This window comes from Mycolicibacterium sp. P4_G11, from assembly GCF_056555145.1.
Map to the genome: position 1 here is coordinate 423,039 of NZ_JBFUJW010000005.1, position 26,868 is coordinate 449,906.

A 26,868-nucleotide genomic window follows, 5' to 3' on the forward strand; every position below is an offset into this window, starting at 1 on the left:
GAAGACCGCCGTGCCACGACGAGCCCCGGTGCGTACCGCCGAGCTGGACCTGGAAACTCTGACGCTGCAGCAGGACGGCCGCGTCCTCACCGCGCGGTTCGACGACCCGCCGAATCAGTTCCTGTCGCTGCGGCTGGTCAAGGACATGGACCGGCTGACCCGCGCCGCGGATCTAGATCCCGAGGTCGGCGCGGTGATCCTGACCGGGACCGGCGACAAGTTCATCTCGCACTCCGAACCTGAACAGGTGCAACTGTTCTTCCAGCTGGCGACGCCGCCGCTGCCGTCGCGCGCCGTGGGCTGGTCCATCAAGCTCAACAACGCCGCCATGCGCGTCCCGGCCCTGCTCAAGGCCACCGAGACACGCGGCGGAGACTGGGGCACCGGCATCGTCTACAGCGCGATCCTCAAGCGGACCATCACCCGGATGAACCGCTCGGGCGTCGTCTACCTCGCCGCCATCAACGGCACGACCCTCGGCGGCGGGTTCGAGCTCGCGCTGTTCTGCGACCTGCGGATCGCCGCCGACACCGACCAGGTCCGCATCGGCCTGATCGAGATTCTCGCGGGCCTGGTGCCGGGTGGCGGTGGGAGCCAACGACTTCCGGCCATGCTCGGCATGTCCGCCGCACTGGAGCACATGCTGGAAGGGCGACCGCTGACCGCGCGGGAAGCGCTCGACGCCGGCGTCGTGCACCGACTCGCGCCCGCCGCGAGCCTCCTCGACGACGTCCACGCCACCGCGCAGCGGCTGTCCCGGCGCTCCCCGTACGCCATCGCGGCCGTCAAACGCGCCGTCTACTTCGGCGGCAACAAATCGCTGTCCCGCGCCCTCGACTTCGAGCTCGCGGGATTCATCGGGACCGGCCGGAATCCGCGAAAACACTTGACGGCGGACGCTTTTCAGCAGGACTACGAGACCATCGGCGACAGCCCCTTCGCCACGCACATCGATCCCTGGCTGTCCGGCACCCGCGTCGAGCAATAGGCTGGGCCCATGCCGACCGTCTTCAGCATGATCATCAACCGCGACCTGCCGGGCCGATTCGTCTACGAGGACGACGACGTCGTCGCGTTCCTCACCATCGAACCCATGACGCAGGGCCACACGCTCGTCGTGCCCCGGGCCGAGGTGGACAACTGGCAGGAACTGGATCCCGAGCTGTTCAACAAGGTCATGGCGGTGTCACAGCAGATCGGCCGCGCGGTGTGCACGGCGTTCGACGCGCCCCGCGCCGGTGTGATCATCGCCGGGCTCGAGGTGCCGCACCTGCACGTGCACGTGTTCCCGGCCCGTAACCTGTCCGACTTCGGGTTCGCGAACGTCGACCGGAACCCGTCACCGGAATCACTCGACGAGGCTCAGGCCAAGATCATCGCTGCCCTCGGCTGAGCCGGCGGCGCCGCCGACCCGCGGCAGGCGCACCGTGAACCGGCAGCCGTGGCCCGGCGCCGTGGTCACGGTGACGACGCCGCCGTGCGCCCGCACCAGCGAGTCGACGATCGACAGCCCGAGGCCCGTGCCGCCGCTGGTCCGGGTGCGCGACGAGTCCGTGCGGTAGAAGCGCTCGAAGATGCGGTGGGCATCCTCGGCCGTCAGGCCAGGGCCCTGGTCGCACACCTCGAGTACCGCGTCGCCGTCGACCGTGCCGACCCGCACGGTGATGCCACCGGTCTCCGGGGTGTGCTGCACCGCGTTCATCACCAGGTTGCCCAAGACCTGGCGCAACCGGGCTTCGTCGCCCAGGACTTCCGGGGTACCCGGCCCGTCCAGCAGTTCCAGCGACACCGTCCGCAGCGGTGCGATCGACCGGGCGTCGTGCACCGCGTCGGTGGCCAGGATCAACAGGTCGACGGGGCGCTGCTCCAGCGGCCGCTGTTGGTCCAGCCGCGCCAGCAGCAGCAGATCCTCGACCAGCAGACCCATGCGGCGGGCCTCGCTCTCGATCCGGCTCATCAGCATCTCGACGTCACTGGCAGCGCCCTGCCGGTACAGCTCGGCGAAGCCGCGAATCGTGGTCAGCGGCGTCCGCAGCTCGTGGCTGGCATCGGTGATGAAGCGCCGCATCCGCTCCTCGGAGGTACGCGCCGTCTCCGCCGACTGCTCCGATGAGGCCACCGCGCTCTGAATCTGCGCGAGCATTCCGTTGAGCGCCAACGACAATCGGCCGACTTCCGTCCGCGAGTCCCGTGCCGGCACACGACGGTCGAGCTGCCCGGCGGCGATGTCGGCGGCCGTCCGCTCCACCTCGACGAGTGGCCGCAGGCTGCGGTGCACCGCGACATACCCGGCGACGCCCAGGATCAGCAGCACGGCGGCGCCGATGCCGACCTGCGACCACGCCAGCGCCCGCACCGTCGACGTCACGTCGGACAGGTCGATCGCGACCGTCGTCAGTTCGCCGGCCGGGCCGCGCACCGTCATGGCCCGCCATTTCACATCCGAATGATGGATCGAGCCGACCGTCGTCGGCACCGGGCCGACGTCATTGCTGTCCGGCAGGGACGGCTGCGCATCGTTGTCGTTGACGGCGATCCACACCCGGCCGTCGGGATCGATGCCGCGCACATAGAAGTTCGACGGCGGCCGTGCCGGGTTCGGTCCCTCGATCGGAGTGGCGGGCATCCGCCGCGGCTCCTGCGCCCAGCTACGGGAGGCGTCGAGCAGGGTTTCGTCGACGCGGTTGACCAGGCTGTGCTGCATGATCGACGTGACTGCGATGCCGGAGGCCAGCAGACCGCAGGCCGCCAGCAGGACGGTCGCGGCGACCAGCCCCAGCCGCAGCGGAATGCCGCGTGAACGCAGGCGTGTCATCACTCCATTGTTGGCGATGTCCACCCAGGAATCGCGCAAAGCGCTCAGTGTTGTCTGTTCTTCGCGCGAGCGCTCATCACCGCGGCTCGCGCAACACGTAGCCGACACCGCGCAGGGTGTGCAGCAGGCGCTTCTCGCCGGTGTCGATCTTGCGGCGCAGGTACGACACGTAGGACTCGACGACGTTCACGTCACCGCCGAAGTCGTAACGCCACACGTGGTCGAGGATCTTCGGCTTCGACAGGACAGTGCCCGCGTTGATGATGAAGTAGCGCAGCAGCGTGAACTCGGTGGGCGACAGCGAAACCGGTTCCCCGGCCTTCCACACCTCGTGGGTGTCCTCGTCGAGTTCGATGTCGGCGAACGTCAGCTTGGCGCTGCGCGGCTCTTCGACACCGCGGCCGGTGCGGCGCAGGATGACCCGCAGCCGGGCCACGACCTCTTCGAGGCTGAACGGCTTGGTGACGTAGTCGTCGCCGCCGAGCGTCAGACCGGCGACCTTGTCCTGCAGGCTGTCGCGGGCCGTGAGGAACAGCGCCGGCGCATCGATACCGTCGGCCCGCATCCGGCGCAGCACACCGAACCCGTCCATGCCCGGCATCATCACGTCGAGGATGACCGCATCAGGCTTGACCTCGCGGGCCTTGTCCAGCGCGGCGGGGCCGTTGGAGGCGGAGTGCACCTCGAAGCCCTGGAACTTCAGGCTCACCGAAAGTAGCTCGACGATGTTGGTCTCGTCGTCGACTACCAGAATCCGTGCTTCGGGCGTCGCCTCGGGAAGTGCAGCCATGGCCATGCAGCCATGGTCCTCGCAGGCCTTAAATCCTCCCTGCCTGGTGGCTGTGAAGATACTGTGAGTCGCGCAGGCATTTGCCAGACCTCTCGCACCTCGGCCACATCGGATGTGACCGGCGCCATACACTTGGCCGATGGATTTGGGTAAAGCCCTGTCAGACCTGGCCTCGACGCCGCTCCGCATCGCCTCCGCCGGCCTCGAAATCGCCGGCGACACCGTCACCGCCGTCCAGCGGGGTCTGAACGGCAGCGGGCCGGCGATCGTCGCCCCGTCGATGAGCCGCATCTTCGGCTTCGACGACGCGCTCAGCCGGGCCGGTCGCCTCACCCGACTGATCGACGACGACGCTCCCCTCGGCCGGGCGCTGGCGCCGGGCGGTGTGCTCGATCGGTTGCTCCGCCCGGGCGGCCTGGTCGACCAGATCAGCCAGGACGGCGGCCTCCTCGACCGCCTGACCGCCGAGGGCGGCGCCGTGACACGGGCACTGGCACCAGGCGGCATCATCGACCAGCTGACCCTCGACGGTGGCTTGCTCGACCAATTGACCTCCGACGACGGCGCGTTGTCGCGAGTGCTCGCCCCGGGCGGCTTCGCCGAACAGGTGCTCGCCCCCGACGGTGTCGTTGACCGGGTACTCAGCGAGGACGGCATCGCCGCCCGCCTGATCGCCAAGGATGGACCGGCCGATCGCTTCCTCGCCGACGACGGCGTGGTGGACCGACTGCTGAGTACGGGCGGCATCGTCGACCGACTGCTCGAACCGGGTGGACCGGCCGACCGCGTCCTCGCCGACGGCGGCGTCGTCGACCGTGTGCTGTCCACCGACGGCATCCTCGACCGGGTGCTCGCCCCGGGTGGGGTGGCCGACCGTGGCCTCGCCGAAGGCGGCGTCGTGGACCAGGTGCTCGCTGACGGCGGCATTGTGGACCGGGTCCTTCGACCGGAAGGCATCGCCGACCGGTTGATCGGTGAAGGTGGCATAGCCGACCGACTGTTGGCCGACAACGGCGTGGTCGATCGGGTGCTGCGAGCGGACGGCATCGCCGACCGCCTGCTCGGCGACGGTGGATCGGTCGACAAAATGCTCGCCGACGGCGGCCTGGTGGACCGACTGCTCAGCGAGGGCGGCATCGCCGAACGACTGCTCGACGAAGGCGGCGCCATCGACGTCCTCACCGCGCCCGACGGCGCCCTGATGAAACTGAACGACGTCGTCGACAACCTCAACCAACTGGCGCCCGTGCTCGCTGGGCTCGCCCCGACCGTCGACAAGCTGTACGACGCGGTGCTCGTGCTCAATGACGCGGTGAATCCGCTGAGCAACATCGCCGGCCGGATTCCGGGGAGCCGGCAGCGCGGCAGGCGGGCGGCGGCTCGGGCCGCGGCCTCGCAGCGGGTCGTCGACGAGAACGGCCAGGACCAGCCGGGATCCACCCAGGCACCCTGACGGGTTAGGATTCTGGGCGGTTCGAGCCTTCTCGGACCGCATGCCTCCTTAGCTCAGTGGTAGAGCAACATACTTGTAATATGTAGGTCATCGGTTCAATCCCGATAGGGGGCTCCATCATCCCGTGTCTACTTGTCGGTGGCCCGTCGTAACGTCCGCCCATGAGGTCATGTCTCGCTTGCGGTAGTCCACTCTTGAAGCGCAGCCAGAAGGTCTACTGCAGTAACGCATGCCAGGCGTCGGCCCGCCGCGACGCCAGCACCAAACGGTGGCTCGAATCTGGCGAGACCTGGATCGACGGCCGCCGCGGCCACTACGTCCGGCAATATCTGATCGCCGCCCAGACCGGCTGCTGCGCGATCTGCGGCGGAAACACAACCTGGCAAGCCCTGCCGCTGGCGTTCGTACTGGATCACATCGACGGCGACCCAACGAACAACCGTCGAGAGAACCTGCGGCTCGTCTGTCCGAACTGTGACTCACAGCTGCCGACGTACAAGAGCCGCAACCGCGGCAACGGCCGCCACTTCCGTCGTGAGCGATACGCCAATGGGCAGTCGTACTAGTGCCGCGTGAAGCGGCTCACCCAGGCCAGCACGATGCTGACGACGAGCAGTATCGGAGCGCCGACCTGCACCACCTCCAACTGTCGGGGGCTGACGGTCGTGAGGGCCCCCAGCACCACTGCGACGGAGACGATCAGCAGGCGTACGGCCACCAGTGGCCGGCTTTTCAGGACCGACACGAAGGTACGGTGGCCGACGGTGGCCACCAACTTTCCCAGCGCAGCGGCAAGACCCACGGTCACCACGGCGATCCCGACCCGAGGTCCCCAACCCAGCGTGTTGCCCGGAGCTGCCGTGACGAGCAGCAGCCACAGCAGGAACAGCACTCCGACGCTGCACCACCGCAGCCAGCGGGCCAGCGCGAGGGCGATGTTGCTGCGGGCCAGACCTCCGAGGGCAGGGTCGAGCGTGCCGGCACCGAGGAACCCCCGAAGCGCGCCCAACAGCCGTCCCCGGGTCATCCGGTTGACCGCCAGATTGTGTGTCGCTATTGCATGATCGGGTTGCAGCCGGAGCGCGGCAGTGTATTCGGCATCCGAGTCGGCGGTTCGAGACAACTTGCGAAAGATGTTTCCCCGCAGGACAAACAGATCAGGATCTGAGGGCTCCAGGCGGATCGCTTCGGTGACCTCGGTCAGCGCGGCATCCAGCCAGCCTTCATCCGACAGGATTTGGGCGTACACCAGGTGGGTTCGGTACTCGTTCGGGTTACCGCAGACCGCTCGCCAGGCCATCCACTTCGCCTCCTGCAGCCGCCCTTGCCCACGAAGTGCCAACGCGTACAAGCGAATTGCATGCTCATTGCCAGGGGCCAATTTCAGTGCCGCATAGAGGCGGCGCTCGGCACCGATGTGGTCGCCGAGCCCGACGGCGGCCTGGGCATCGAGGATGAGCAGCACCGGATCATCCGGCGCCATCGAGAGTGCACCGGCCAGCACCTCGCGGGCGCGCTGATGGTTGTCAACGTCGAGGTACAACCGCGCCTGCTGCAGCGCGGCATCGACGGCGTCGGCTGTCACCGAATCTTGTTGCGACGCAGGTACTTCGCCAGGTCGTCGTAGGTACCGTCCCGATTGCCGAATTCGACGACGTTGCGGGCCGTATCGAACCACGGACCGGTCGACGGACGAACCTGACGCAGCGCCGCATCTACATCGGACATCTGCACCGGCCGCACCTGCCCGGTGTGCAGCGAGTCGGCCATCGCCAATTGCGTTGCGGTGTCACAGACATGAGCCAGGTCCGCACCGGAGAAGCCAGCGGTACGGGCCGCCAGCGCGGACAGGTCGATTCCCTCGATCGGTCGATCCTGCAGGTGCAGCCGCCCGATGCTGGCCCGCGCCTCGGTGTCAGGCAACCCAACGAAGACCATCCGGTCGAACCGTCCCGGTCGACGCAGGGCCGCGTCGACATCCCATGGCGCGTTGGTGGCACCCAGGATGTACACCCCGTCGTTGCTGGCCGAGGCCGAATCCAGTTCCTCCAGCAGGGTATTGACGATGGTCCGGATACCGGAGGTACCGCTCAACGCGGACCGGCGGTGGCCCAGTGCGTCAACCTCGTCGAAAAACAGCACACACGGCGCGTTGCGGCGCGCGGTGTCGAAGACCGAGCGGATGCTGCGTTCACTCTCGCCGAACCAGCGGTGCAGCACGTCTGCGATGCCGACCTGATAGAAGTTCGCGCCCAGCTCGCCCGATACCGCCTTGGCGATGAACGATTTCCCACACCCGGGCGGCCCATAGAGCAGCAGACCGCCACGAGCCGACATCTTGTAGGCCTTCATCAGCTCTGGGTTGCGAAGCGGTCCGAGCAGCGAGAGTTCGAGCTGTTTCTTGACGGCGTCCATGCCGCCGACGTCGGCGAGCCGCACCTCGCTGCGGGTGACCGCCTCGAAGTCGTCCTCTCCCACGGCCTGCGCGGGTTCATCGACAAAAGCGGGCTTGACGATGTCAGATACCTGATCCTCGGCCGCCTCCCAGTCGAACGATGACTTCGGTTGCGGTACTTCGGGTTCAGGCGCCGGCGCCGGGGCAGCAAGTGCCGCGGTGCATTGCTGCAACAACCGTTGCGCCGTGGTGTCGGTCGGGTCGGCGGCCAGTACCGCGCCGCAGTGCGCCAATGCCTCGGCGTGCCGGCCCCGTTCGGCCAGCATTCCGGCGAGGTGCAGGCGCAAGGCCAGCGCGTCCGGACTCTGCTCGACCGCCTGCACCAACTGTGCGATCACCGGATCATCGGTCACTTTCAGCCCCCTCGCCCCACGCTGGCCTCCATCCTAGGTCGGTTGGCCCTGCGGCGATTCGCTGCACCAACGACGCGGCAGGCTCACCTACAGGTTTTGAGTGGCCAGAACTGGCAAACCAATGCTGCCCGCCGATCGCGAGCGCGATCGTGGCCGCCAACGCCACCAGCACCGGCCACCAGCGAGCAGCACGCCGCCACAGCCGGTCACCCGGCAGCGAATCACCCACGCCCAATTCCCCCTGTGCACAACAGAACCCCCGCCCATCCACGACGACGAGCCTGTCCAAGGTGTAGTCGGCGGACCGCCACCCAACCGAACGCCGGCGGCCGGTGATCTAGCCCACTGGCAATGCGGCACCACTTTCGGGACCTACGCTGCTGGTGTGACACTGCGTGATCGCGTCGCCACCGCGCGACGCCGCATACTCGGCGACCGGCCGTCCACCGCCGACACCGCGGGCCTGCCCGTCATCACGTCGGCGCAGCCCATCGACCTGACCGACGAACATGCCGTCACCGAGGTCGTCGAGCTGGCGATGAACGTCGGCGAGGTACTCCTGGATTCGGGCACCGGCGCCATCGACACCAGCAAGCAGATCGCCTTCGTCGCCGCCACCTACGGCCTACCCGACTGCGCCGTCGACGTCACCTACAACGCCATCCACGTCTCGGCCAGACGCGGTCCAGGCCTGCCGCCCACCAACTTCATGCGCACGGTGAAATACCGTTCGCTGGACTACACGCGCCTCGAACAGGTGGACACGCTGCTCCGGCGGATCGGCCGCGGGCATCTCGGCCTGAAGCCCGCCCGCGCGGCGCTGGACCACATCGTCGCCGCCGACCATCCGTACTCGCGCAAGGTCGCGCTGTCCGGCTGGGCGCTGATGGCTGCCGCGGTGACGCTCATGCTCGGCGGCAGCCCGACGCTCGCCGTCGTCTCGTTCTTCACCACCGCCGCGATCTACGGCACCAACGTCGCGCTCGGCAAACTCGGCCTGCCGTACTTCTTCCAGCAGGTCATGGGCGGTTTCATGGCGACGGTGCCGGCCGCGTTCATCTACAAGCTGGCCATCGAACACAGCGCCGTCGTCGCGCCGTACCGCATCATCGTGTCCGGCATCATCGTGCTGATGGCCGGGCTGTCGCTGGTCGGTTCGGTGCAGGACGCCATCACGGGTGCGCCGGTCACGGCGGCCGGACGGTTCATCGAGGTCATGGTCTTCACCGCGGGTCTGGTCGGCGGCGTGGGCATCGCGCTGCGGCTGACCTCTGCCCTCGGCGCCAGCCTGCCGCCGATGCAGCAGGAGGTGTTCCCCTACGCACCGCTGCCGATCATGGTGCTCACCGGCGGCCTCGCGGCCGCGGCCTTCGCCCTCGCCAGCTACGCCTCCCTCAAGGCGCTGGCCACCTCGTTCGCGTCGGGCGCCGTCGGGGCCGGACTGGTCGGGACGATCCTGGACGCCGGGCTGGGCCCGATCGTCGCCTCCGCGGTCGCTGCCACGGTCGTCGGCCTCGCCGGTGGCCTACTGGCCCGGCGCGCGGTGGTCCCGCCGATCATCGTGTCCGTCGCCGGCATCACGCCCCTGGTGCCCGGTCTCGCGGTCTATCGCGGGCTGTCCGAGATCATGGCCGGCCAGACGCTGGCGGCCATCTCCAACCTGTTCACCGCCGTCATGGTCGGCTGCACGCTCGCTGCCGGTGTGACCCTCGGCGAATGGGTGGCGCGCACCATGCGACGCCCGCGCCTTCCCCGCCGACTGCTCGGCCCGCGCGTAGCGTAGGACGCCATGTCCGAAACCGGAATCTGGATCGCCTGGGGGCTGCCCACCCAGGGACGGGAACTCCAGGCCCTCGCGGCCCTGCGTGACGCCCGTGGCTACCTGCAGGCACTCGTCGACGACGGCCGGATCGAAGAGTTCGACGTCACGGTGCTGCGCCCACAGACCACCGAATTGGGTGGCTTCATCCATCTCAAGGGCACCCGCGTGCAGATCGATATCCTGCGCCGCACCGGGGATTTCGAGCGCTGGGCCACCGGCATCCAGCTGATCGCCGACCGGGTGGCCTTCGTCGACAGTTGGGTCGACCGGGGCATCGATCACGCCATCGAGTTGTACGAGGACGCACTGCGGGAAGCCGGCCTGCTCCGCTGACGGTATCGACACGGACACAACCCGCTCAAACTCCCCCGCGGCGCGTCCCCATGTTGTTCCATAGGTTAATTAGCTGGAACAACAGGGAGACACGATGAGCGCCGCAAGATACGTCGGCCGCGTCGGAAGACTCGCCGTCGCACTCGGCATCGGGACCGCGATCGCCTCCGGTCAGGGCGCCGCCTGGGCCGACCAGACCGACACCGGCGCGCCCGTCGGCCCAGCAGCAGCTTCCTCGGGCGAAAATGCCGGGGTCTCTGGTACTTCGGGCAACCCGACCAAGCCACGTCGCGGCAAGACCAAGCCCAAGAAAGACGACGACAAGACCGAGACACCGTCCACGGGGACCACCGGCGACACCTCGTCCGACCCCAAGACGGAAACCAAGCCCGAAACCAAGCCGGACAAGCCGACCAAGGGCCGCGACCGCGGGCAGCAACCGCCGGCCGCTGCTGTGCCGAAAGCGCCGAAACGCCCACGGCTGACGCCGGATAAGCCCGCCACCGCCAAGCCGGCCGCCGCCGCCCAGCAGACCAACGCACCCAAGCCCGTCAGCGTGGCCGCCGTCGCGCCGACGGTCATGAAGGTCACCACCAGCGCGGTCACGACGTCACCGACTCCCGTCAGCGCGACGACGAGCCTGCTCACCCCGAACGTCACCGCACCCACCGCCAAGGCACTCAACCCGGTGGCCGCCGTGATGAAAGCCGTTTCCGGCGCGCTGAATTGGGCGTTCAACCCGGCCGGCAGTCCCACCCAGCCGACCCTGGCGTGGACCGTACTGGCCTTCGCCCGCAAAGAGATCGACAACCTCCTGACGGCGATCAAGCCGCAGAACGTCGTCAGCGCCCTCACCACCACCGGCCAGGTGCTGAGCAATCCACTGGCCGCGCTCACCGCGGTCATGAATCCCCGACCGGCCTGGCCGACGCCGGGTCAACAGCTCAGTCCGTCAACGAGTTTCGTCGACTGGGTCAGCGGGAACTTCGCCCCCAACGACACCTTCACCCGGTTCGGCGTCTGGGGTACCGACGTCGGCACCATGTGGGACAACGGCATTGCCGACGATCCCAGCACCCCCATCAACGAGCATCAGGTGCTGATCGCCTTCGGCGACACGTTCAACGGCCCCAACATGACCGGTACCTGGCGCAACAACATCCTGTTCCGCACGGCGGACACCGATCTGTCCGACGGCATGTCGATCCCGGACGGCCAGTGGCTCAACGGCAACATGTTCGGCGGGTCTCCCCTGTGGGGCGCGACGTACTCGCGCCAGATCATCCTGCCCGAGCGGCTCCCGGCCGGCCTGCCCACCGGGGTGACGCTGATCCCGACGTCCGGTATCTCGGTGCCGACACCGGGCACCCAGTACGGCGCCACGCAGTACCTGAGCTTCATGTCGGTCAAGCAGTGGGGTGCACCCGGCCAGTGGACGACGAACTACTCGGCCATGGCCTACTCCACCGATAACGGGGAGAACTGGTACGTCTCGCCCAAGAGCGTCCGGCAGAACTGGGGCGGCAACGCCAATTTCCAGCAGGCGGCCCTGGTACGCCCGGGCGACGGCTACGTCTACTCGTACGGCACCCCGAACGGTCGCGGCGGTGCTGCCTACGTGTCGCGGGTCGCCGAGGCCGACATCCTCGACGCGTCCAAGTACGAGTACTACAACAAGGGCAGTGCCGGCGGCTGGTTCGGCATCGGTGCGATCAAACAAGGCTGGTACAAGGACCCGGCGAAAGCCGGCGCGGTATTCGGCAAGGACACCGGGGCGTGCGGTATCGCCAAGGCCGGCAACCACGTCAGTGAGATGTCCGTGCAGTACAACCCGACGCTGGGCAAGTACGTCACCCTCTACGGCGACCAGTTCAACAACATCGTGCTGCGCACCGCCGACAGCCCGGAAGGCACCTGGTCGGCGGCCACCGTCCTGATGCCGCAGCAGAACGGCGGCATCTATGCGCCCATGATGCAGCCCTGGTCGCCGTCGACCCTGGGCACCGGCACCGACCTGTACTGGAACCTGTCGTTGTGGAGTGAGTACAACGTCATGCTCATGAAGACCGATCTCACCAAGCTGTAGCCGTGATCCGCGCGACCGTCCTGACCGCTGCCGCAGTTGCCCTGGTAACCGCGCTGGCGCCCCTGTGCGCGGCTGATCCCGTTGCACCGCAACAGGATCAGCTGTGTCCGCCGACAGCCGATGAAGCCACCACCATGCCGACGACGCCGTCGCCGGCATCGGGAGCCAACACCCCACTGCAGTGTCACGAAGGCCGCTGGCAGCCCGTCGCGCTGCCCGCCCAACCCAGCGACCGCTGGTGGAGCACCGGCCCGGTCATCGCCCTGCGCGGTCAGGGCATGCGCAATCCGAACCTGATGTCCGGCAAGTGGAGTGGCACCCCGCTCAGCCCGGGGAACCGGTGCCACGTCGAGCAGCGCGCGGTGGTCAGCGCCGGGGTGGTCAGCGCGCCGGTGGCGACCGACGGCGCAGCGGACCAGACGGTGCACTTCGACGTCGCACCGACCGCCTCCACCGTGGAGTTCTCGGGCTACTGCCTCTGGACGCGGCTCGGCTGAGCCATCAGCTTCGATTGCCCCGAAAAGCCGTGGGAGTCATACCGAACCACCGCTTGCACGACCGGGTGAGCACGCTCTGTTCGGCGTAGCCGAGCTGACGGCAGAGCTGGTCGAGAGTCAGGTCGGTTTCGCGGAGCAGTCGTTGCGCGGTCTCGCGACGGGCTTGATCGACGACCTCGGCGAAGGTCGTGCCCTCAGCTGCCAGGCGCCGCTGCAACGCCTTCGGATGCAGCCCGACATGACGAGCGATATCTTGCAGCCCGACAGCCCCTCCCGGTAGCAGCTGACGAACCAGGGTGCGGACCAATTGGGTTGCGGCAGGTTCGGATTCGCCGATGGTGCTGACGAGGTAGTCCATCGCGGTCTGGTGCGCGATCCGGTCCGTGAGCAAAGGTCGCTCCAAATCGGACGCGCGCAGCGTGAACCCGGCCACCGGTTCACCGAAGACTGGCGGGCAGCCGAAGTAGGTCCGGTACTCAACTGCCGGGGTCCGCGCCGAGTGCGGCAGGTGCACCATGAGTGGTCGGTAATCCGGACCGAGGAATAGTCGCAACACCTGCAACGTGACACCGAGCGACAACTCGATCGCCTGCGCCTGCGGCGGCGCCGGGTTCAACAGGTACTCGAACTCGAAGCGGCGTAGGTCTGCGCCGACGGGGATGGTCATGCGGGCACTGATCGCCGGGCAGTAGGCGGCCATGAACTTGTCGAAGATGACGAAGGCATCGGCCACATTCTCGGCGTTCCGGGCCGCCAGCCCCACGGGGCCGAGGATGTCGATGCTCTGACGTAACGCCAGCCGACGGCCGAAATCGGGTGCCTGCAGAGCCGCCGCGGCGAACTCGAGCATCTGGGCACCTCTGGGCAGCGAGATGAACCGGTCGTGACGGCCGATGTCGTCACCCGCGATGTGTGCCGCGGCAAGCAGTGCACCGCTGTCGCCACCAAGTTCAGCAACGAGCTCTTGGAAGCTCGTGAGCGCCGTCCCCCTGATGACCGACATGTCTCCAACTGTCAAAAATTTGTCATGAAATGTCAAGACACAAATCGGTATGGTGCAGCACAGTCAATCCCCACGATGGGCTGACGCAGCGTCGCGTCGCAGTTCCGAGCAATGTGAACCGCACACCAACGAAACAGGAGCGCTTCCCCTATGCTGCACAGACATCGCCGATGGACTGGCGCGCTGGCCGCACTGACGATCGCGGCACTCGCGATCACCGCTGTCGGATGTTCCGCTTCCAGCAAACCGACGAAGCTGTCTGTCGATGAGGCCAAGTCCATCGCGACCGACGCCTACATCTACGGCTACCCGCTCGTCACCGTCGAGATGACGCGACGTGTCATGACCAACGTCGCGCAGCCTCAGGCACCCCGGGCCCCGATGGGCCGGCTGATGCGGATGCGCGAGTACCCGAACGCCGCATTCCGCGACGTCACCGCCCCCAACGCCGACACCCTGTACACAAGCGGGTTCATCGACGTCAAAGACGAGCCGTGGGTCCTGACGCTGCCGGACGCCCACGATCGCTACTACCTGTTCCCGATGCTGTCGGGATGGACCGATGTGTTCCAGGTCCCCGGCAAGCGCACCACCGGCACCGGGCCGCAGACGTACGCCATCACCGGTCCGAATTGGCAGGGCACGCTGCCCGCCGGCGTCACCGAATACAAGTCGCCGACGTCGACGGTGTGGCTGCTCGGCCGTATCTACTGCGATGGCACGCCTGCCGACTACGCCGCGGTGCACGCGATGCAGGACCAGATCTCCCTGGTGCCACTGAGCTCGTACGGCAAGCCGTACACCCCGCCGGCCGCGAAGGTCGACCCGAGCATCGACATGCAGACACCGGTCCGCGACCAGGTCGAAAACCTCAGCACCGAAGCCTATTTCAACCTGCTGGCCGGGCTGCTGAAGGACAACCCGCCGGCCGAGGCCGATAAGCCGATCGTCGAGAAGATGGCCAAACTCGGCATCGTGCCCGGCGAGAAGTTCGGCATGGGCAAACTCGGCCCCGATGTGGCCGCCGCCCTGCAACCGACGCCCAAGGTCGGCGTCGCCAAGATCATGGACCACTACAGCGCACTCAACACCGTCAACGGATGGCAGTTCACCACCAAGACCGGCCAATACGGCACCGACTATCTGCAGCGGGCCCTCATCACGGCGATCGGACTGGGCGCCAACCGGCCCCAGGACGCGGTCTACCCGACGTCGAAGGCCGATGCCGCGGGCCAGCCGTACAACGGCGCCAACAAGTATGTGGTGCATTTCGCCAAGGATCAGCTGCCGCCGGCCGAGGGCTTCTGGTCGCTGACCATGTATGACGAGGGCTACTTCTTCGTCGACAACCCGCTCAACCGCTACACGCTGAGTCAGCGAGACAACCTGACCCGCAACCCCGACGGCTCTGTCGATCTGTATCTGCAGCACGACAATCCGGGCCCGCAACAGCAGACCAACTGGCTGCCCGCACCGGCCGGGGCGTTCAATCTGATGCTGCGGCTGTACTGGCCGAAGCAGAACCCGCCCTCGATCATCGACGGCACCTGGCAGCCCCCGGCAGTAACGAAACTCCCGTAACTCACGAAAAGCACTCAGCTGGAGACCGTTTCGTCTCCATCAACCCAAGGAGCACCATGAGCCCACGTATCACCGCGCTGGTAGCCATCCCACTGATGGGCGCAACCCTGGCAGTGGCGCCACTACTGGTGGCCCCCACTGCCGGTGCTGACGTCTGCGCCAGCGCCGGCGGCCGCCACTTCTCCGCCGGCGGCTGCACCAACATCGCGGGCGACGTCGCCGTGGGAACCGCCATCGCGGCGGCCCACGACCCGTACATCGCCGGTGAAGTGCCTTGCTACACAGACGAAGGTGTGCCCTACTACACCCCGCCCGGCGCCCCCTGCTAGCACCTGGATACCGACGACCGGGGCGGGATCGCGATTCTCGTGGTCCCGCCCCGGTTTCGTTGCTGGAGCGCCATATTCGGATGACGCACGTCCCGAACTGTCAAGAATCAGTCTCGAGATGTCAAGACTTCCGGCGGTGCCATCCTGCACAGTGGAAATAGCGGGCCTTCCCAGCAATGAGCTGGGCCACAACGAGATTGGAGTACGGCAGCCGTGTCAGCCGATATTCTGCTCTGGTGCGGCACGCTGTCCATCGCAGTGGCCGCACTGGTCATCATGGCCTGGCCCGCAGGGCACCGCGCGGATCGTGCCCAGGTCACCGGGAGCACCCCCACCCGATGCCCACTGCACCAGGTATTGCAGACGCGCGAGTACCCCCGCACCAGTTCCCGGCACGTCACCGCATCCCACGCCCTGTATGTCGACAGATTGCTCGACGTCAACAACGAGCCGTGGGTGCTGACCCTGCCGAGCGCCTCCGACCGCCGCTACCTGTTCCAGGTGCTGTCAGGCCGCGCCGACGTGTTTGACGAAACCGCCGAACACGTCGCCTGGACCCAACCGCAGACGTATGCCATCACCGGCCCCAGCTGGAACGGAGAACTTCCCGCGGGTGTCACCGAACACCGGTCCCCTGCCCCGATCATCTGGCTGCTGGGACGCAGCGAATCCACGGGGACACCTGAAGATCGCGCGACCGCACAGGCGATCCTGGACCGGATTTCCTTGCTGCCGTTGGGTTTGTACGTAAAGCAATTCGCACCGGCGTCGGCAAGTCGACGGAAGCCACCCCGCTAGCGCCCGTCAGGGCGCCATCTCGTACCGGCCGGCCAGGTCCCGCACGGTGCGCACCATCCGCTCGAAGCGATCCGGGTCGCCCACGGGTTCCGCGATGAGGTCCAGCGCCAGCTTCTTCTGCGCGGCGGTTGCGCTGGTCTTGCAGTGCAACGCGGTGGCGTGCCGCGAGAAGTCGGTGACCAGGACCTCGAACAGCTGATCCAGCACGTCGTCGTCGGTGCCGTCGATCGCGGCCTGTTCCAGGATCAGCTGCGCGTAGGGCAGCAGGGTGAACAGCTCACCGATCGAGAACAGGAAGTCGACGTCGTCCTGCTGCTGCGCAGTCGGCGTGGCGGCCGCCAGCAGCGTCTGGAAACCGTTGGCCTGCTTGAGGAAGACCGCGACGTTCGGCAGATGCGCGAACTCCTGGAGCACGTCACGCCAGCCCGCGAAGGCGACCCGGCCCAGACCGCGGCTGGGGCCCTGTGCGAACAGGAAGTCGTCGTTGGTGAAGTCACGACGGCGGCGCACCTGCGGCAGCCGTTCGGTGCGTAATGCCTTCGGGGCCTTCGGAATCCGCGCGATCTGCCGCACCACGGCCGAACCGGCGGCGCGCAGGCCGTTGGCCACGGCCCGCGTCGCCACGTTCGGCGAGTACTCCACGGGGAGCTGCTGCAGCGCCAGCAGGCCGGCGTCGGCGGGACGGAATATGAAGTTCTGCATGAACTTCAGCGAGAGCGCCATGTTGACGTGGACGGTGCCCTCGAGGCGGGGCAGGCCGACCGAACCCAGCAGCGCCATCGGGAAGAACATGTCGTTCTCGAAGCCGCGCGCGGCGATGGTGTCCGACAGCAGCGTGACGATCTTCTCGCCCTCGCGGGTGACGGTCATCTTCTCGATGGCGTTGAACAGCAGGTACCGGCGATCGGCGGCCGACGCCGACCGCATGTAGTCGATGGCACGCTCGCTGTAGAGCTTCATGCCGGCCAGCCGGGCGTAGGCCTCGGTGAGCATGCGGCGAATCTGCGGGAACTCGGTGACGTGCTGCCCGAACAGGATTCGGTTCTCGGCGTGGGTGATGGCCTCGTACATGGCGTGCTCGCAGGTGCCGATGGCGCCGAATCCGAGGTTGAACTTGCCGATGTTGACGGTGTTGATCGCGGCATGGAACGCGCCCTTGCCGGCGTGCAGGATGTCGTCGTCGGAAACCGCGTAGTCCTCGAGATCGAAAGCAGCGACGTACATCTGGCCGTTGACGACGTTCTTGCGCAGCTTGTAGTCGGCATGCTGGCTGTCGGCCGCGAAGAAGAGATACCCCTCGAAATCCTCGTCGGGCTTACCGCCGTCGAGCGCGGTCGAGCTGTCCAGGATCGGCTTGTCGGCACGACGACCGAACACCGACACCATGCGGGCCAGATTGCCGTTGCCGATGTAGTACTTGCCGCCGTTGGCGCGGTAGGCCTCCGCCGAGTCGTCAGAGCTGGGCGTCAGCACCATGTCCGTGGAGTACACGTCGGCGCCGTGTTCCTTCTCCGACAGGCCGAACGCGAAGATCTCGCCGGCCTCCAGGAGATCGGCGGCGCGCTTGCGGGCCGCGGCGTTCGACGATTGCCAGATGGGGCCCAGCCCGAGGATGGTGACCTGCCAGACGTACCAGTACTGCATGCCGTAGAAGCCCAGGATCTCGCTGAACATGGCGTTGCGCGCGGTGTCCCAGCGCTTGTCCGGGTCGCCGCCGGCCTCCGACGACGGCGTCAGGAAGGTGGCGAAAACCCTTTCCTTCTTGAGGAATTCGATGAACTCCGCGTACCAGACGCGGTCCCGGTCCTGCTGCGTCAGCCAAGACTTGCCGTGGCTCTCGAAGAACTCGATGGTCGCCGAGAAGATCTGCTGGGTCCGCTCGTCGAAGTCGGCGAAGTCCGGCTTGTGCGGGTTGAGCATGGTCATGTGGGCAAATCCTACAGAAATGAAGCAAAATTATTCAAGCGAGAATAATCCTGCTACATTCGGGTACGTGACCACCGACGCCGCAACGAAGCCGCGGGAGCGGGCCGCCCATCTGGGCCCCGAGCGCCGGCGGCCGCAGATCCTCGATGCCGCGTTGCAGATCGCGGCCGAATCCGGCACCGCGGCAGTGACCATCGGCGCGGTGGCCAAACACCTCAGCGTCACCCGCCCGGTGGTGTACTCGTGTTTCAGCGATCGGGTGGAACTCCTTGCCGCGCTGCTGGATCGGGAAGGCGAATCCCTCCGGGAGACCCTGTTGGCGGCGCTGCACACCGGCCGCGGCGACGACCCAGAAGCCGCCTTCATCGACGGGTACCGCGCATTGCTGCACGCCGTCGAGGACCAGCCGGACACCTGGCGTTTCGTGTACCTGTCGCACGTCGATCCCGCTGTTGCCGACATGGTCGCGGCAACGCGTCGTGCCCTCACCGCCAGCTCCTCGCGCTGGATCGCCCCGGCGCTGACCACGTGGTGGCAGACCGCCGATCTCAATCGCAAGATGCCGATCCTGACCGAACTGTTCGTGTCATCGAGCGAGGCCGCGGTCCGGTCCCTGCTGGACCCCGAGAACGACTGGGACGCAGACAGTCTCGGCGAGTTTTACGGACGACTCATGTGCCGCGCGTTCGCGGCAGCCTAGTAAGGAGAAACGACATGGCCCAGCCCGTCCAGCCCCTCGCGGACTACGGATTCTTCGGCCCAGGCACCGTGACGTGGAAGGTGTGGGGACACACCACAACTCCCGTGACCGGCCTGCAGCGCGCCGTCGTGGTGGAGGAACTCGACCCGTCCCTGATCGCCGCGGTCGACGCCACCCAGGCGAACTACGACCGGCCCCGCACCCGTTACGACCGCACCGTGCGGTACTTCGCGACCGTCGCCTTCGGCGACAGCGAGACGGTGATCAAGGCCGCCGACGTCCTGGTGAAGGTGCACTCCAAAGCCATCGGGACCGAGCCCGTCAGCGGCAACAAGTACGACGCCAACAACCCGCACTCGCAGCTGTGGATTCTGCTGACCGGGTGGCATTCGGTGCTGACCGCCTACGAGATGTACGGCGGCGGCAAGCTCACCCCGGAGGAAGAGAACCAGTACTGGGAAGAGTGCGCCATCGCGGCCGAGTTCCAGACCTGCGACCCGGCCGACGTCCCCCGCACCAGTGCGGGCGTGCGCACCTACTTCGAGGAGATGCGCCCGCACCTGGCCGTCAGCGAAGCCGCGCGCAGCATGATGGACCATCTGCTCAACGCCAAGGTCGTGCTGCCACCGGCACCGCTGCCGCTGCGGCCCGTCGTCGAGCTCATCAACCTCGTCCTGCGCGCAGGCACCATCGCCACCATGCCCCGCTGGATGCGCAAGCTCAGCGGCTTCAACCAGCCGCGGGCGGTCGACATCGCCGTTCGCCCGCTGCTGAAGCTGGGATACGGGATCGTCGATGCGAATCCCCGGCTGAAAATCGCTGTGGCACAGCTGATCGCGCCGTCAGTGGCCCCGGTGGCCGCGCCGTACATCCTCGGCATCGCGCCGGTGTCCGACGAGGTGCTCACCCCGCACGAGGCGCGCACGCGCTACGGCTACCCCAGGCCTGCTGACGCCCATCACGATCTACGCGCCAAGCAGCAGCAGCGCGTGTTCGGGGAGGGGCAGGCACCCAGCGACGAAGGGCTGATCGAGTCGCAGGCGTACCTCGGAAGTCTGGCCTAGCCGGGCAGCAGTTCGTCGACCAGGTCCCGCACCCGGTCGGCGATGGCGTCGCGGATAGGCCGGACGGCCTCGATCGACTGACCCGCCGGATCATCGAGTTTCCAGTCGCGGTAGGAGACGCCCGGAAAGTACGGGCAGGTGTCTCCGCAGCCCATGGTGATCACCACGTCGCTGGTTTGCACCGTGTCGGCGGCTAGCACCTTAGGCGTTTCGGCGGTGATGTCGATGCCGAGTTCGGCCATGGCCGCGACGGCGACCGGGTTGATCTGATCAGCGGGTGCTGTTCCGGCAGAACGGACTTCGATGCGCCCGTCGGACAGCTGCGTGAGCAGCGCGGCAGCCATCTGCGACCGGCCCGCGTTGTGCACGCAGACGAACAGGACGCTCGGTTTCGGGCTCATCGGTGGTTGCTCCTCAAACGTGGTCGTAGTGCGAGCGAGAGGTACACCAGCCCTACCAGCACCGGCACCTCGATCAACGGTCCGACGACGCCCGCCAGGGCTTGACCGGACGTCGCACCCCAGGTCGCGATGGCCACGGCGATGGCGAGTTCGAAGTTGTTGCCCGCCGCGGTGAACGCCAACGTCGTGGTGCGTTCATAGCCGAGTCCGAGGACAGCGCCGAGGACATAGCCCCCGCCCCACATGATCGCGAAGTAGACCAGCAGTGGCAGCGCGATGCGCACCACGTCCCACGGGCGGGTGGTGATCTGATGTCCTTGCAGCGCAAAGAGAATCACAATGGTGAACAGCAGTCCGTACAGCGCCCACGGCCCGATCCGGGGCAGGAACGTCGACTCGTACCAGTCACGCCCCCTGGCTTTTTCGCCGAACCGACGCGACAAATAGCCTGCGGCCAGCGGGATCCCGAGGAAGATCAGCACCGACTTCGCGATCTGCCATGGCGAGGTCGCGATGGCAGTTTGCGGCAGGTGCAGCCAGCCCGGCAGCACCGACAGGTAGAACCAGCCGAGCACCGCGAACATCAGCACCTGGAAGATCGAATTGAGCGCCACCAGCACGGCGGCGGCTTCGCGGTCACCACAAGCGAGGTCATTCCAGATGATCACCATCGCGATGCAGCGGGCCAGGCCGACGACGATCAGCCCGGTCCGGTACTCCGGCAGATCGGCGAGGAACAACCAGGCCAGCGCGAACATCAACGCCGGCCCGAGCACCCAATTCAGCACCAGCGAGGACACCAGCAGCTTGCGGTCGGAGGTCACGGTGTCCAGGCGGTCGTACCGGACCTTGGCCAGCACCGGGTACATCATGATCAGCAGCCCCAGCGCGATGGGCAGCGAAATGCCGTCCACCTGAACCTTTTCCAGCACCACATCCAGTCCGGGGACCCAGCGGCCGAGCAGCAGCCCGGCCGCCATCGCCAACCCGATCCAGACCGGCAGGTACCGGTCGAGCGTCGAGAGTCGAGCTGTCGCCGCACCGGCGTCAGCGGTCTGTGTCATGCCTGCGCCCCGCAGCACACCGCATCGTCCGATTCGCTGGGGGCAGCACCGAACGTCTCGGAATCGGCCAGCACGGTGTAGACCTCCCAGCGCTCACCACCGGGTGCGGTCACCCAGACCTTGTCCTGGGTGGCGAAGCAGCAGGTGGTGCCGATCTCCTCTTCGGTGAACATCCCCGCGTCGGTCAGGCGCGCAATCTCCGCGTGCACGGTGTCGCTGGATTCGACCTCGACACCCAGGTGGTTGACCGACCCGCCGTGCCCGGGATTCTCGAGCAGCACCAGTTTGAGCGGCGGGTTCTCAATCGCAAAGTTCGCATAGCCGGGCTTGACCTTCGCCGGCTCGGCGCCAAAGAGCTTGCGGTAGAAGGTGATCGACTCGTCGAGATTGTCGACGTTCAGGGCGAGCTGGACACGAGACATTGCAGACCTCCTGGGGTATGTGACGTATATCGAATCTGCCTGCAGCACTGTTCTACGCACCTTTTCGATATATGTCAACAAACTGAGGTAGCATCGGCCACATGCCCAAGGCACTGCCCGTCATCGACATGTCCGAGCCGCTGTGCTGCGCACCCGTAGCCGCCAGCCCGACCGGCGACGACGCCGCGCTCGACGTGGCCATGCGGCTCAAAGCACTGGCGGACCCGGCACGCGTGAAATTGATGTCCCTGCTGTTCACCTGCGGCGAGCCCTGCACCACAGGCTCCCTCGCCGCCGCGGTGGGCCTGGCCGAATCCACCGTCAGCCACCACCTCGGCCAGCTGCGTTCGGCCGGGTTCGTCACCTCCGAACGACAGGGCATGAACGTGCACCACACTCCCCGCCGGGACGCGCTCGCCGCACTGTGCCGGGTCCTCGACCCGAACTGCTGCTGACATGCGATCACCAGTGTCCGCGGCGGCCGCAACCGTATGGACGCCAGCCGATTTCCCCGACGAGGGCACCTGGTCCATCGACCTCACGGCAGCCGACCGCGACGCGCTCATCGCCGCCGGCCGCCACGGCGACGCCGCGTCTCTGGCCGAACACTTCCGCGATGCAGCCATCGAGTGGACCACCCTGCTGCAGCACGGTGCGGGGTTCCTGCGGCTGCGATCGTTCCCGATCGACGAACTGTCGGCTGACGAAATCGAACGCACTTACCTGGCATTGGGCGCCTTGCTCGGCACGCCGGTCGGCCAAGACCGAGATGCCAACGTACTCACGCACATTCGCGACGAGCGACTGGCGCCCGACCCGGGCGTCCGCAAGTACCGGACCAATCAGCGCCAGGACTTCCACAGCGACGGTTCAGATCTCGTGAGCCTGCTCTGCCTGCAGCCGGCCCTGGCCGGTGGCGAATCGAAGATCGTCAGCGCCCACGCGGTCTACAACGAAGCGCTGCGGCGGGCACCGCATTTGGTCGATGTGATGTATCAACCGATGCCCTGGGACCGGAACGACGAACAGCCCCAGGGGCAACCACCGTTCTTCGAGCTGCCGCCGATCTTCGACATCGACGGCACGCCACGGGTGTTCTTCATCGCCTGGTACATCCGCGACTCGCAACGGCACCCAGACGCCCCGCGGCTCAGCGCCGATCAACTCGCCGCGCTGGCACTTTTCGAGGCCGTCGCGAACGACCCCGCCTTCCACATCCAGATGACCTTTGAACCTGGCGACGTTCAAATTCTGAACAACGCCAACGTTCTTCATTCCCGCGAGCAGTACACCGACCATGCCGACCCCGAGCTCCGCCGCCATCTACTCCGGCTGTGGCTCACCGCGCCGACCGCCAGCACCCACGAACTGCTGCGGCAGGGTATCCCGCGGCAGTAGGCGCTCAGCTCGGCAACGGCATGCCGAACGTCGTGGCGAGAACGCCGGCCCCGGCGGCCAGCAGCAACGTGAGCACGACATTCACGCGACTGAACACCGCGACCACCGCGGCGGCCAGCACCACGTACTGCCAGGTCTGGCTGATCGACATGGCCAGCGGCACCGCCGAGCCCAGGATCGCACCGACGGCGGCCGGACCGGCACCGTCCAGGAATGCCCGCGCGTAGTTGTTGCTCCTAATCCGGTCGAAGTGCTTGGCGCCCAACAGGATGAACAGGAACGACGGACTGAAGGCCACCGCCGAGGCCAGCACTCCGCCGACCAGACCCGCGGCGGCGTAGCCGACGACGGCGACGGTCTGTACCACCGGCCCCGGCGTGATCTGGCCCAGCGCAACGGCATTGAGGAACTGCGCCCCGGTCATCCAGTGGTAGTGGTCGACGGCGTCGCCCTGCATGAGCGGAATGATGACGAAGCCGCCGCCATACGACAGCGCGCCGACCTTCAACGCCACCCAGCACAGCGAACCCAGCGTGCCCAAAGTCAGCGACTGAAACGCCAGCACCGGCATGCTGCGCGCGCCGGACCTGGGCAGGGTCGTCGTCCGCGCCAATTCGATTACGCCACAAGCCAACAGCACAACCACCAGCCACGGCCCCAGCACTGCGGCCGCGACCGCACCCAACGCGAGGTACACCGGCCATCGAATGGAGCTGGTGCGCCGCTGCCAACTGGCCGGGACCAGAGCCGCCCCGGCATGCACCGCGACAGCAGCCACCGCCGCACCCGCGCCGGCCCCCGCGGCAAGTACCCACCGCGGTGGTGAGCCGGCCAGGAACAGCGCAGCCAGTCCGAGGATGACGATGAGGCCCGGAACGATGAACGCAACGCCACCGACCAGTGCACCCAGCCGGCCGCGAACCCGCCAGGCGCAGTAGATCGACAGCTGCGTCGACGCCGGCCCCGGCAACAGATTGCAGGTCGCGATCGCGTCCTCGAATTCGGTGGCGCCGATCCAGCGGCGCCGCTCCACGCACAGGCTGCGCAGCAACTTGATGTGCGTGGGCGGGCCCCCGAAACCGATGCACCCGATGGTGCCCCACTCCTTCAGGACCGTGCCCAGCGTGGGCGATGCCTCCTCAGGTGCCGTCACGACCAATCATCTTGGTGCTACGGGCACGTCACGTCCATCTCAAAGCTCTTGCTCACCTGTCGCGGCGATTGCGGATCACTCAGATCGCTGCCGTCGGCGGTGCCCCGGATCGTGTACGACTTGCCCCGCACCGCGGCCCCGGCGTTGTTCGCCTCACCGGGTTCGGAATTCGTGAACCCGAGCGCGACACCATCTACCGTGCCGAGCCCGACGGTTCGAACCTGTGGCGGATTGCTCGTGGTCACCACCGCACCGACCCCGCTGGAGACGTCCCCGATCCCGATCGTCATGTGGTCGCCCGCCTGGTGGCAGGTGACTCCACCGGTCACCTGCCGGGTCTGTCCGTCGACGATGACCTGCGGCGCACGCATCCCTGAATCCAACGAGCCGGCATTCGGTTCGGATTCGTAGGTCGAACAACCGGTCAGCCCGACGGACACCACACAGATCACGACACTCTTGCGCACCAACAGGGGTTACCCGGTGCGAAGGAGATGAATCGTCAGCGGCGAAGAACTATGGGCAAACAGTGACGAAACCGGCGGGGCCAGTCACGCAGGGCAGGTTGACGTACACGCGCGGACCATCCCAGCCACCACCGCGCCAACCCGGGCCACCCCAACCACGGCCGTGATCGTCCCAGTCGTCGTGGCCGTGGCCACGGTCCATCGGGATGACGGCGGAATCCTGCGACGGAGCGGCACTGGCCGCTCCCGCACCGACACCCAAAAGCGCAGCTCCGATGCTTCCCGCAAGTGCTGTAGTCAACGCAATCTTCTTGAACGTGGCCATGGCCAACCTCCGAAATAAGCAAAAAAATCAAAATGCAATATGCGGTCTAAGTATATGACGCTGACGCGTCTGAAGAAATTCCTGTGCCCGCCAACAACCGACTCCGCCCCGGATCGGCGGGCCTCGCGTAACCTGTCAGCAAACCGATCTTGCATGGGGGATCCGAATGAAACGCACACGCACAGCAGCTCTGTTCGCGGCGGTCTCGTCGGCGGTAACCATCGTGATGGCGGTCCCCGCCCACGCCGACGATCAGATCGACCCGATGTTCCTGCAAGCAGTGCACGACAAGGGCATCCTCATGCCGAACAGCACCGCCATCAAGCTCGCGCACGGCACCTGCAGCGCCATGCGCAGCGGGGGCGTCAACTCGGCGCTGAGCTATCTGAAGAAGAACGCCGGCAACCTGTCCAACGACGATGCCGTCAAGTTCGGCGGGCTGGCCATCTACGCGTACTGCCGCGAGTTGACGCCGAAGTAGCCGTCGGTCAGGACTCCTCGGCCTCGGTCTCGGTCTCAGCGTCACCGTCAGCACCCAACGCGTAGGCCGCTTCCATCAGCATCCAGCCGGCCACCTGCACCGAGAGGTCGCGTTCCGGGATATCGGACGAATTCACCGCGCCGTCAACCGATTTCGCCTTGTCGCCGGTGTCCTTCGGCAGCTCGGCAGCACGATCCCAGAACGCACCGAACAGCGGAATGCCGTTGACGGACTGCCGGTAGTCCCACGCCGACTGCGCCGACTTCAACACCAACTCGCGGGCCGTCGTCCGGGCGGCTTCGTCGTCCTCGGAATCCCCGGGCAACGTGGTCGCCACCAACGTCAGGTAGCGGGCCAGGATGGCGCCGAACAGGCCACCGTCGCCGCCGCCGGCTCCCCTGATGACGCCGTCGTCGAGCATGTGGTTCTTGACGGCGGCCACCAAGCGGTGCACCCGCTCAGAGTGCCGCGCATCCCCGGTGCGCACAGCCAGCTCCACTTCCAGGCCCAGCACCACGCCCTGGCAGTAGGTGTACTGGGCGCGCACCATCGAACCGGCCTTGATGCCGTCGAACACCAGGTGCGTATCGGGGTCGATCAGCGTGCCGTCGATCCAGTCGGCCATCTGCTGCGCCCGCCGCAGTCGGTCATGGCGGGCCAGGAAGATGCCGGCCGGGCCGTTCGCGGGGGCGTTGAAGAACTGATCCTGCTTGCGCCAGGGGATACCGCCGCCGTCCTCGGGCACCCAGGCGTTGAGGAACTGGTCGGCAAATGTCTTGAGCGCCTTGGGCCGCGCCACGCCGAGCAGCCGGCCGGAGCGCTCCAGCGCGAGCGCCATCCACGCCATGTCGTCGTAGTAGTTGTTGGTCCAGGCCCCGTTGTTGCGCAGCCGATGTCCACGAATCTGCCGGGCGATCCGGGCGATGCGGTACTCCTGCGGATCGCGCAGTTGCGCATCGATCATGGTGTCCAGCAGGTGCGCCTGCCACCAGTAGTCCCAGCTCTTGAACATCCGGTCGGCCCGCGTCGACGGCCAGGCCACCACGCCCAGCTGGGTGCCGGGCATCCCCCAGAGCCGGCGGATATGCCGATTGAACACAGCCGTTTCGGCGCTGGCCGCACGGTTAGCCCAAAGCTGATCCATGCGATACA

The 26,868-nt window shown here is 66.9% G+C and carries 29 protein-coding genes and 1 tRNA gene; 17 read left to right on the top strand and 13 right to left on the bottom strand.

Translation table 11 applies throughout. The annotated features are described in order from the left end of the window. Positions 1-10: 10 nt before the first annotated feature. Positions 11-988: an enoyl-CoA hydratase/isomerase family protein gene (locus AC1U2B_RS13370; protein WP_480217155.1), complete on the top strand. Its 978-nt coding sequence runs from the start codon at positions 11-13 to the stop codon at positions 986-988. A 9-nt stretch (positions 989-997) separates the two neighbouring features. Continuing rightward, positions 998-1,393, top strand: coding sequence for an HIT family protein (locus AC1U2B_RS13375; protein WP_071286463.1), 396 nt, complete (start codon positions 998-1,000; stop codon positions 1,391-1,393). Here AC1U2B_RS13375 and AC1U2B_RS13380 read toward each other — a convergent pair. Further along, the gene (locus AC1U2B_RS13380; protein ID WP_480217156.1) at positions 1,349-2,815 is read right to left on the bottom strand and encodes a sensor histidine kinase; all 1,467 of its coding nucleotides are present in this window, start codon (positions 2,813-2,815) and stop codon (positions 1,349-1,351) included. The two genes, AC1U2B_RS13375 and AC1U2B_RS13380, sit on opposite strands and share 45 nt — an antisense overlap. Positions 2,816-2,891: 76 nt before the next feature. Beyond that, the gene (locus tag AC1U2B_RS13385) at positions 2,892-3,611 is read right to left on the bottom strand and encodes a response regulator transcription factor (RefSeq protein ID WP_043390293.1); all 720 of its coding nucleotides are present in this window, start codon (positions 3,609-3,611) and stop codon (positions 2,892-2,894) included. Positions 3,612-3,744: 133 nt separating this feature from the next. On the opposite strand from AC1U2B_RS13385, the gene AC1U2B_RS13390 reads away from it, so the two are divergent. From AC1U2B_RS13390 to AC1U2B_RS13400, 3 genes are all read left to right on the top strand, one after another. Beyond that, on the top strand, positions 3,745-5,058 hold the full coding sequence (locus AC1U2B_RS13390; protein ID WP_480217157.1) for a hypothetical protein: 1,314 nt from the start codon (positions 3,745-3,747) through the stop codon (positions 5,056-5,058). 42 nt (positions 5,059-5,100) lie between these two features. Then, a tRNA-Thr gene (locus AC1U2B_RS13395) sits at positions 5,101-5,175 on the top strand. Positions 5,176-5,219: 44 nt separating this feature from the next. Next, positions 5,220-5,624, top strand: coding sequence for an HNH endonuclease (locus tag AC1U2B_RS13400; protein ID WP_480217158.1), 405 nt, complete (start codon positions 5,220-5,222; stop codon positions 5,622-5,624). Here AC1U2B_RS13400 and AC1U2B_RS13405 read toward each other — a convergent pair. Then, positions 5,621-6,643 carry a tetratricopeptide repeat protein gene (locus tag AC1U2B_RS13405; RefSeq protein WP_480217159.1) on the bottom strand — a complete coding sequence of 341 codons (1,023 nt, stop codon included), beginning with the start codon at positions 6,641-6,643 and terminating at the stop codon, positions 5,621-5,623. The two genes, AC1U2B_RS13400 and AC1U2B_RS13405, sit on opposite strands and share 4 nt — an antisense overlap. Next, positions 6,640-7,866: an ATP-binding protein gene (locus AC1U2B_RS13410; protein WP_480217160.1), complete on the bottom strand. Its 1,227-nt coding sequence runs from the start codon at positions 7,864-7,866 to the stop codon at positions 6,640-6,642. Before AC1U2B_RS13410 ends, AC1U2B_RS13405 begins: the two co-directional genes overlap by 4 nt. Before the next feature lie 385 nt (positions 7,867-8,251). Here AC1U2B_RS13410 and AC1U2B_RS13415 point away from each other — a divergent pair, with 385 nt between their 5' ends. From AC1U2B_RS13415 to AC1U2B_RS13430, 4 genes are all read left to right on the top strand, one after another. Next, positions 8,252-9,649, top strand: coding sequence for a threonine/serine exporter family protein (locus AC1U2B_RS13415; protein ID WP_480217161.1), 1,398 nt, complete (start codon positions 8,252-8,254; stop codon positions 9,647-9,649). A 6-nt stretch (positions 9,650-9,655) separates the two neighbouring features. After that, a complete protein-coding gene (locus tag AC1U2B_RS13420) occupies positions 9,656-10,021 on the top strand; it encodes a hypothetical protein (RefSeq protein WP_043390286.1) in 366 nt (121 codons plus the stop codon). A gap of 94 nt (positions 10,022-10,115) precedes the next feature. Continuing rightward, a complete protein-coding gene (locus AC1U2B_RS13425) occupies positions 10,116-12,107 on the top strand; it encodes a glycoside hydrolase family 183 protein (protein ID WP_480217162.1) in 1,992 nt (663 codons plus the stop codon). A 2-nt stretch (positions 12,108-12,109) separates the two neighbouring features. Then, positions 12,110-12,604, top strand: a complete 495-nt coding sequence (locus AC1U2B_RS13430; protein ID WP_480217163.1) for a hypothetical protein — start codon at positions 12,110-12,112, stop codon at positions 12,602-12,604. A gap of 4 nt (positions 12,605-12,608) precedes the next feature. Here the strand turns inward: AC1U2B_RS13430 and AC1U2B_RS13435 are convergent, their stop codons facing one another. Then, the gene (locus AC1U2B_RS13435) at positions 12,609-13,607 is read right to left on the bottom strand and encodes an AraC family transcriptional regulator (RefSeq protein ID WP_480217164.1); all 999 of its coding nucleotides are present in this window, start codon (positions 13,605-13,607) and stop codon (positions 12,609-12,611) included. A gap of 150 nt (positions 13,608-13,757) precedes the next feature. Between AC1U2B_RS13435 and AC1U2B_RS13440 the strand changes: the two genes are divergently transcribed. From AC1U2B_RS13440 to AC1U2B_RS13450, 3 genes are all read left to right on the top strand, one after another. Next, positions 13,758-15,188: a DUF1254 domain-containing protein gene (locus AC1U2B_RS13440; protein ID WP_480217165.1), complete on the top strand. Its 1,431-nt coding sequence runs from the start codon at positions 13,758-13,760 to the stop codon at positions 15,186-15,188. Between the two features lie 56 nt (positions 15,189-15,244). Next, the gene (locus AC1U2B_RS13445) at positions 15,245-15,517 is read left to right on the top strand and encodes a hypothetical protein (RefSeq protein ID WP_480217166.1); all 273 of its coding nucleotides are present in this window, start codon (positions 15,245-15,247) and stop codon (positions 15,515-15,517) included. A gap of 213 nt (positions 15,518-15,730) precedes the next feature. After that, a complete protein-coding gene (locus AC1U2B_RS13450) occupies positions 15,731-16,315 on the top strand; it encodes a DUF1254 domain-containing protein (protein WP_480217167.1) in 585 nt (194 codons plus the stop codon). A 6-nt stretch (positions 16,316-16,321) separates the two neighbouring features. Here the strand turns inward: AC1U2B_RS13450 and AC1U2B_RS13455 are convergent, their stop codons facing one another. Next, entirely contained in the window at positions 16,322-18,241 is a 1,920-nt protein-coding gene (locus tag AC1U2B_RS13455) for an acyl-CoA dehydrogenase family protein (protein ID WP_480217168.1), read from the bottom strand. A 67-nt stretch (positions 18,242-18,308) separates the two neighbouring features. Here AC1U2B_RS13455 and AC1U2B_RS13460 point away from each other — a divergent pair, with 67 nt between their 5' ends. After that, a complete protein-coding gene (locus AC1U2B_RS13460; RefSeq protein WP_480217169.1) occupies positions 18,309-18,941 on the top strand; it encodes a TetR/AcrR family transcriptional regulator in 633 nt (210 codons plus the stop codon). 14 nt (positions 18,942-18,955) lie between these two features. After that, the gene (locus AC1U2B_RS13465; protein ID WP_480217170.1) at positions 18,956-20,005 is read left to right on the top strand and encodes an oxygenase MpaB family protein; all 1,050 of its coding nucleotides are present in this window, start codon (positions 18,956-18,958) and stop codon (positions 20,003-20,005) included. On the opposite strand, the gene AC1U2B_RS13470 is transcribed toward AC1U2B_RS13465, so the two are convergent. From AC1U2B_RS13470 to AC1U2B_RS13480, 3 genes are read right to left on the bottom strand one after another with little or no spacing between them, the layout of a single operon-like run. Then, positions 20,002-20,406 (bottom strand): arsenate reductase ArsC, encoded by a 405-nt coding sequence (locus tag AC1U2B_RS13470; protein WP_480217171.1) that lies wholly within the window; start codon positions 20,404-20,406, stop codon positions 20,002-20,004. The genes AC1U2B_RS13465 and AC1U2B_RS13470 overlap by 4 nt on opposite strands. Next, positions 20,403-21,470: an ACR3 family arsenite efflux transporter gene (arsB, locus tag AC1U2B_RS13475; protein ID WP_071286488.1), complete on the bottom strand. Its 1,068-nt coding sequence runs from the start codon at positions 21,468-21,470 to the stop codon at positions 20,403-20,405. The genes AC1U2B_RS13470 and arsB overlap by 4 nt, the downstream gene beginning before the upstream one ends. Further along, complete coding sequence (locus tag AC1U2B_RS13480; RefSeq protein WP_480217172.1) at positions 21,467-21,892, bottom strand: ArsI/CadI family heavy metal resistance metalloenzyme; 426 nt, start codon at positions 21,890-21,892, stop codon at positions 21,467-21,469. Before AC1U2B_RS13480 ends, arsB begins: the two co-directional genes overlap by 4 nt. Positions 21,893-21,993: 101 nt before the next feature. Here AC1U2B_RS13480 and AC1U2B_RS13485 point away from each other — a divergent pair, with 101 nt between their 5' ends. Further along, the gene (locus tag AC1U2B_RS13485) at positions 21,994-22,347 is read left to right on the top strand and encodes an Rv2640c family ArsR-like transcriptional regulator (protein WP_043390271.1); all 354 of its coding nucleotides are present in this window, start codon (positions 21,994-21,996) and stop codon (positions 22,345-22,347) included. Between the two features lies 1 nt (position 22,348). Beyond that, the gene (locus tag AC1U2B_RS13490; protein ID WP_480217173.1) at positions 22,349-23,290 is read left to right on the top strand and encodes a TauD/TfdA family dioxygenase; all 942 of its coding nucleotides are present in this window, start codon (positions 22,349-22,351) and stop codon (positions 23,288-23,290) included. Positions 23,291-23,294: 4 nt separating this feature from the next. Here AC1U2B_RS13490 and chrA read toward each other — a convergent pair whose 3' ends face one another. The 3 genes from chrA to AC1U2B_RS13505 are packed head-to-tail and all read right to left on the bottom strand — an operon-like array spanning position 23,295 to position 25,235. Next, positions 23,295-24,443, bottom strand: a complete 1,149-nt coding sequence (chrA, locus tag AC1U2B_RS13495; RefSeq protein ID WP_480217174.1) for a chromate efflux transporter — start codon at positions 24,441-24,443, stop codon at positions 23,295-23,297. A 17-nt stretch (positions 24,444-24,460) separates the two neighbouring features. Continuing rightward, complete coding sequence (locus tag AC1U2B_RS13500; RefSeq protein ID WP_480217175.1) at positions 24,461-24,910, bottom strand: lipoprotein LpqH; 450 nt, start codon at positions 24,908-24,910, stop codon at positions 24,461-24,463. Between the two features lie 49 nt (positions 24,911-24,959). Beyond that, entirely contained in the window at positions 24,960-25,235 is a 276-nt protein-coding gene (locus AC1U2B_RS13505; RefSeq protein WP_480217176.1) for a hypothetical protein, read from the bottom strand. A 166-nt stretch (positions 25,236-25,401) separates the two neighbouring features. Between AC1U2B_RS13505 and AC1U2B_RS13510 the strand changes: the two genes are divergently transcribed. After that, a complete protein-coding gene (locus AC1U2B_RS13510; RefSeq protein ID WP_043390261.1) occupies positions 25,402-25,716 on the top strand; it encodes a DUF732 domain-containing protein in 315 nt (104 codons plus the stop codon). Positions 25,717-25,723: 7 nt separating this feature from the next. Here the strand turns inward: AC1U2B_RS13510 and AC1U2B_RS13515 are convergent, their stop codons facing one another. Further along, complete coding sequence (locus tag AC1U2B_RS13515; RefSeq protein WP_480217177.1) at positions 25,724-26,860, bottom strand: glycoside hydrolase family 76 protein; 1,137 nt, start codon at positions 26,858-26,860, stop codon at positions 25,724-25,726. Positions 26,861-26,868: the final 8 nt, after the last annotated feature.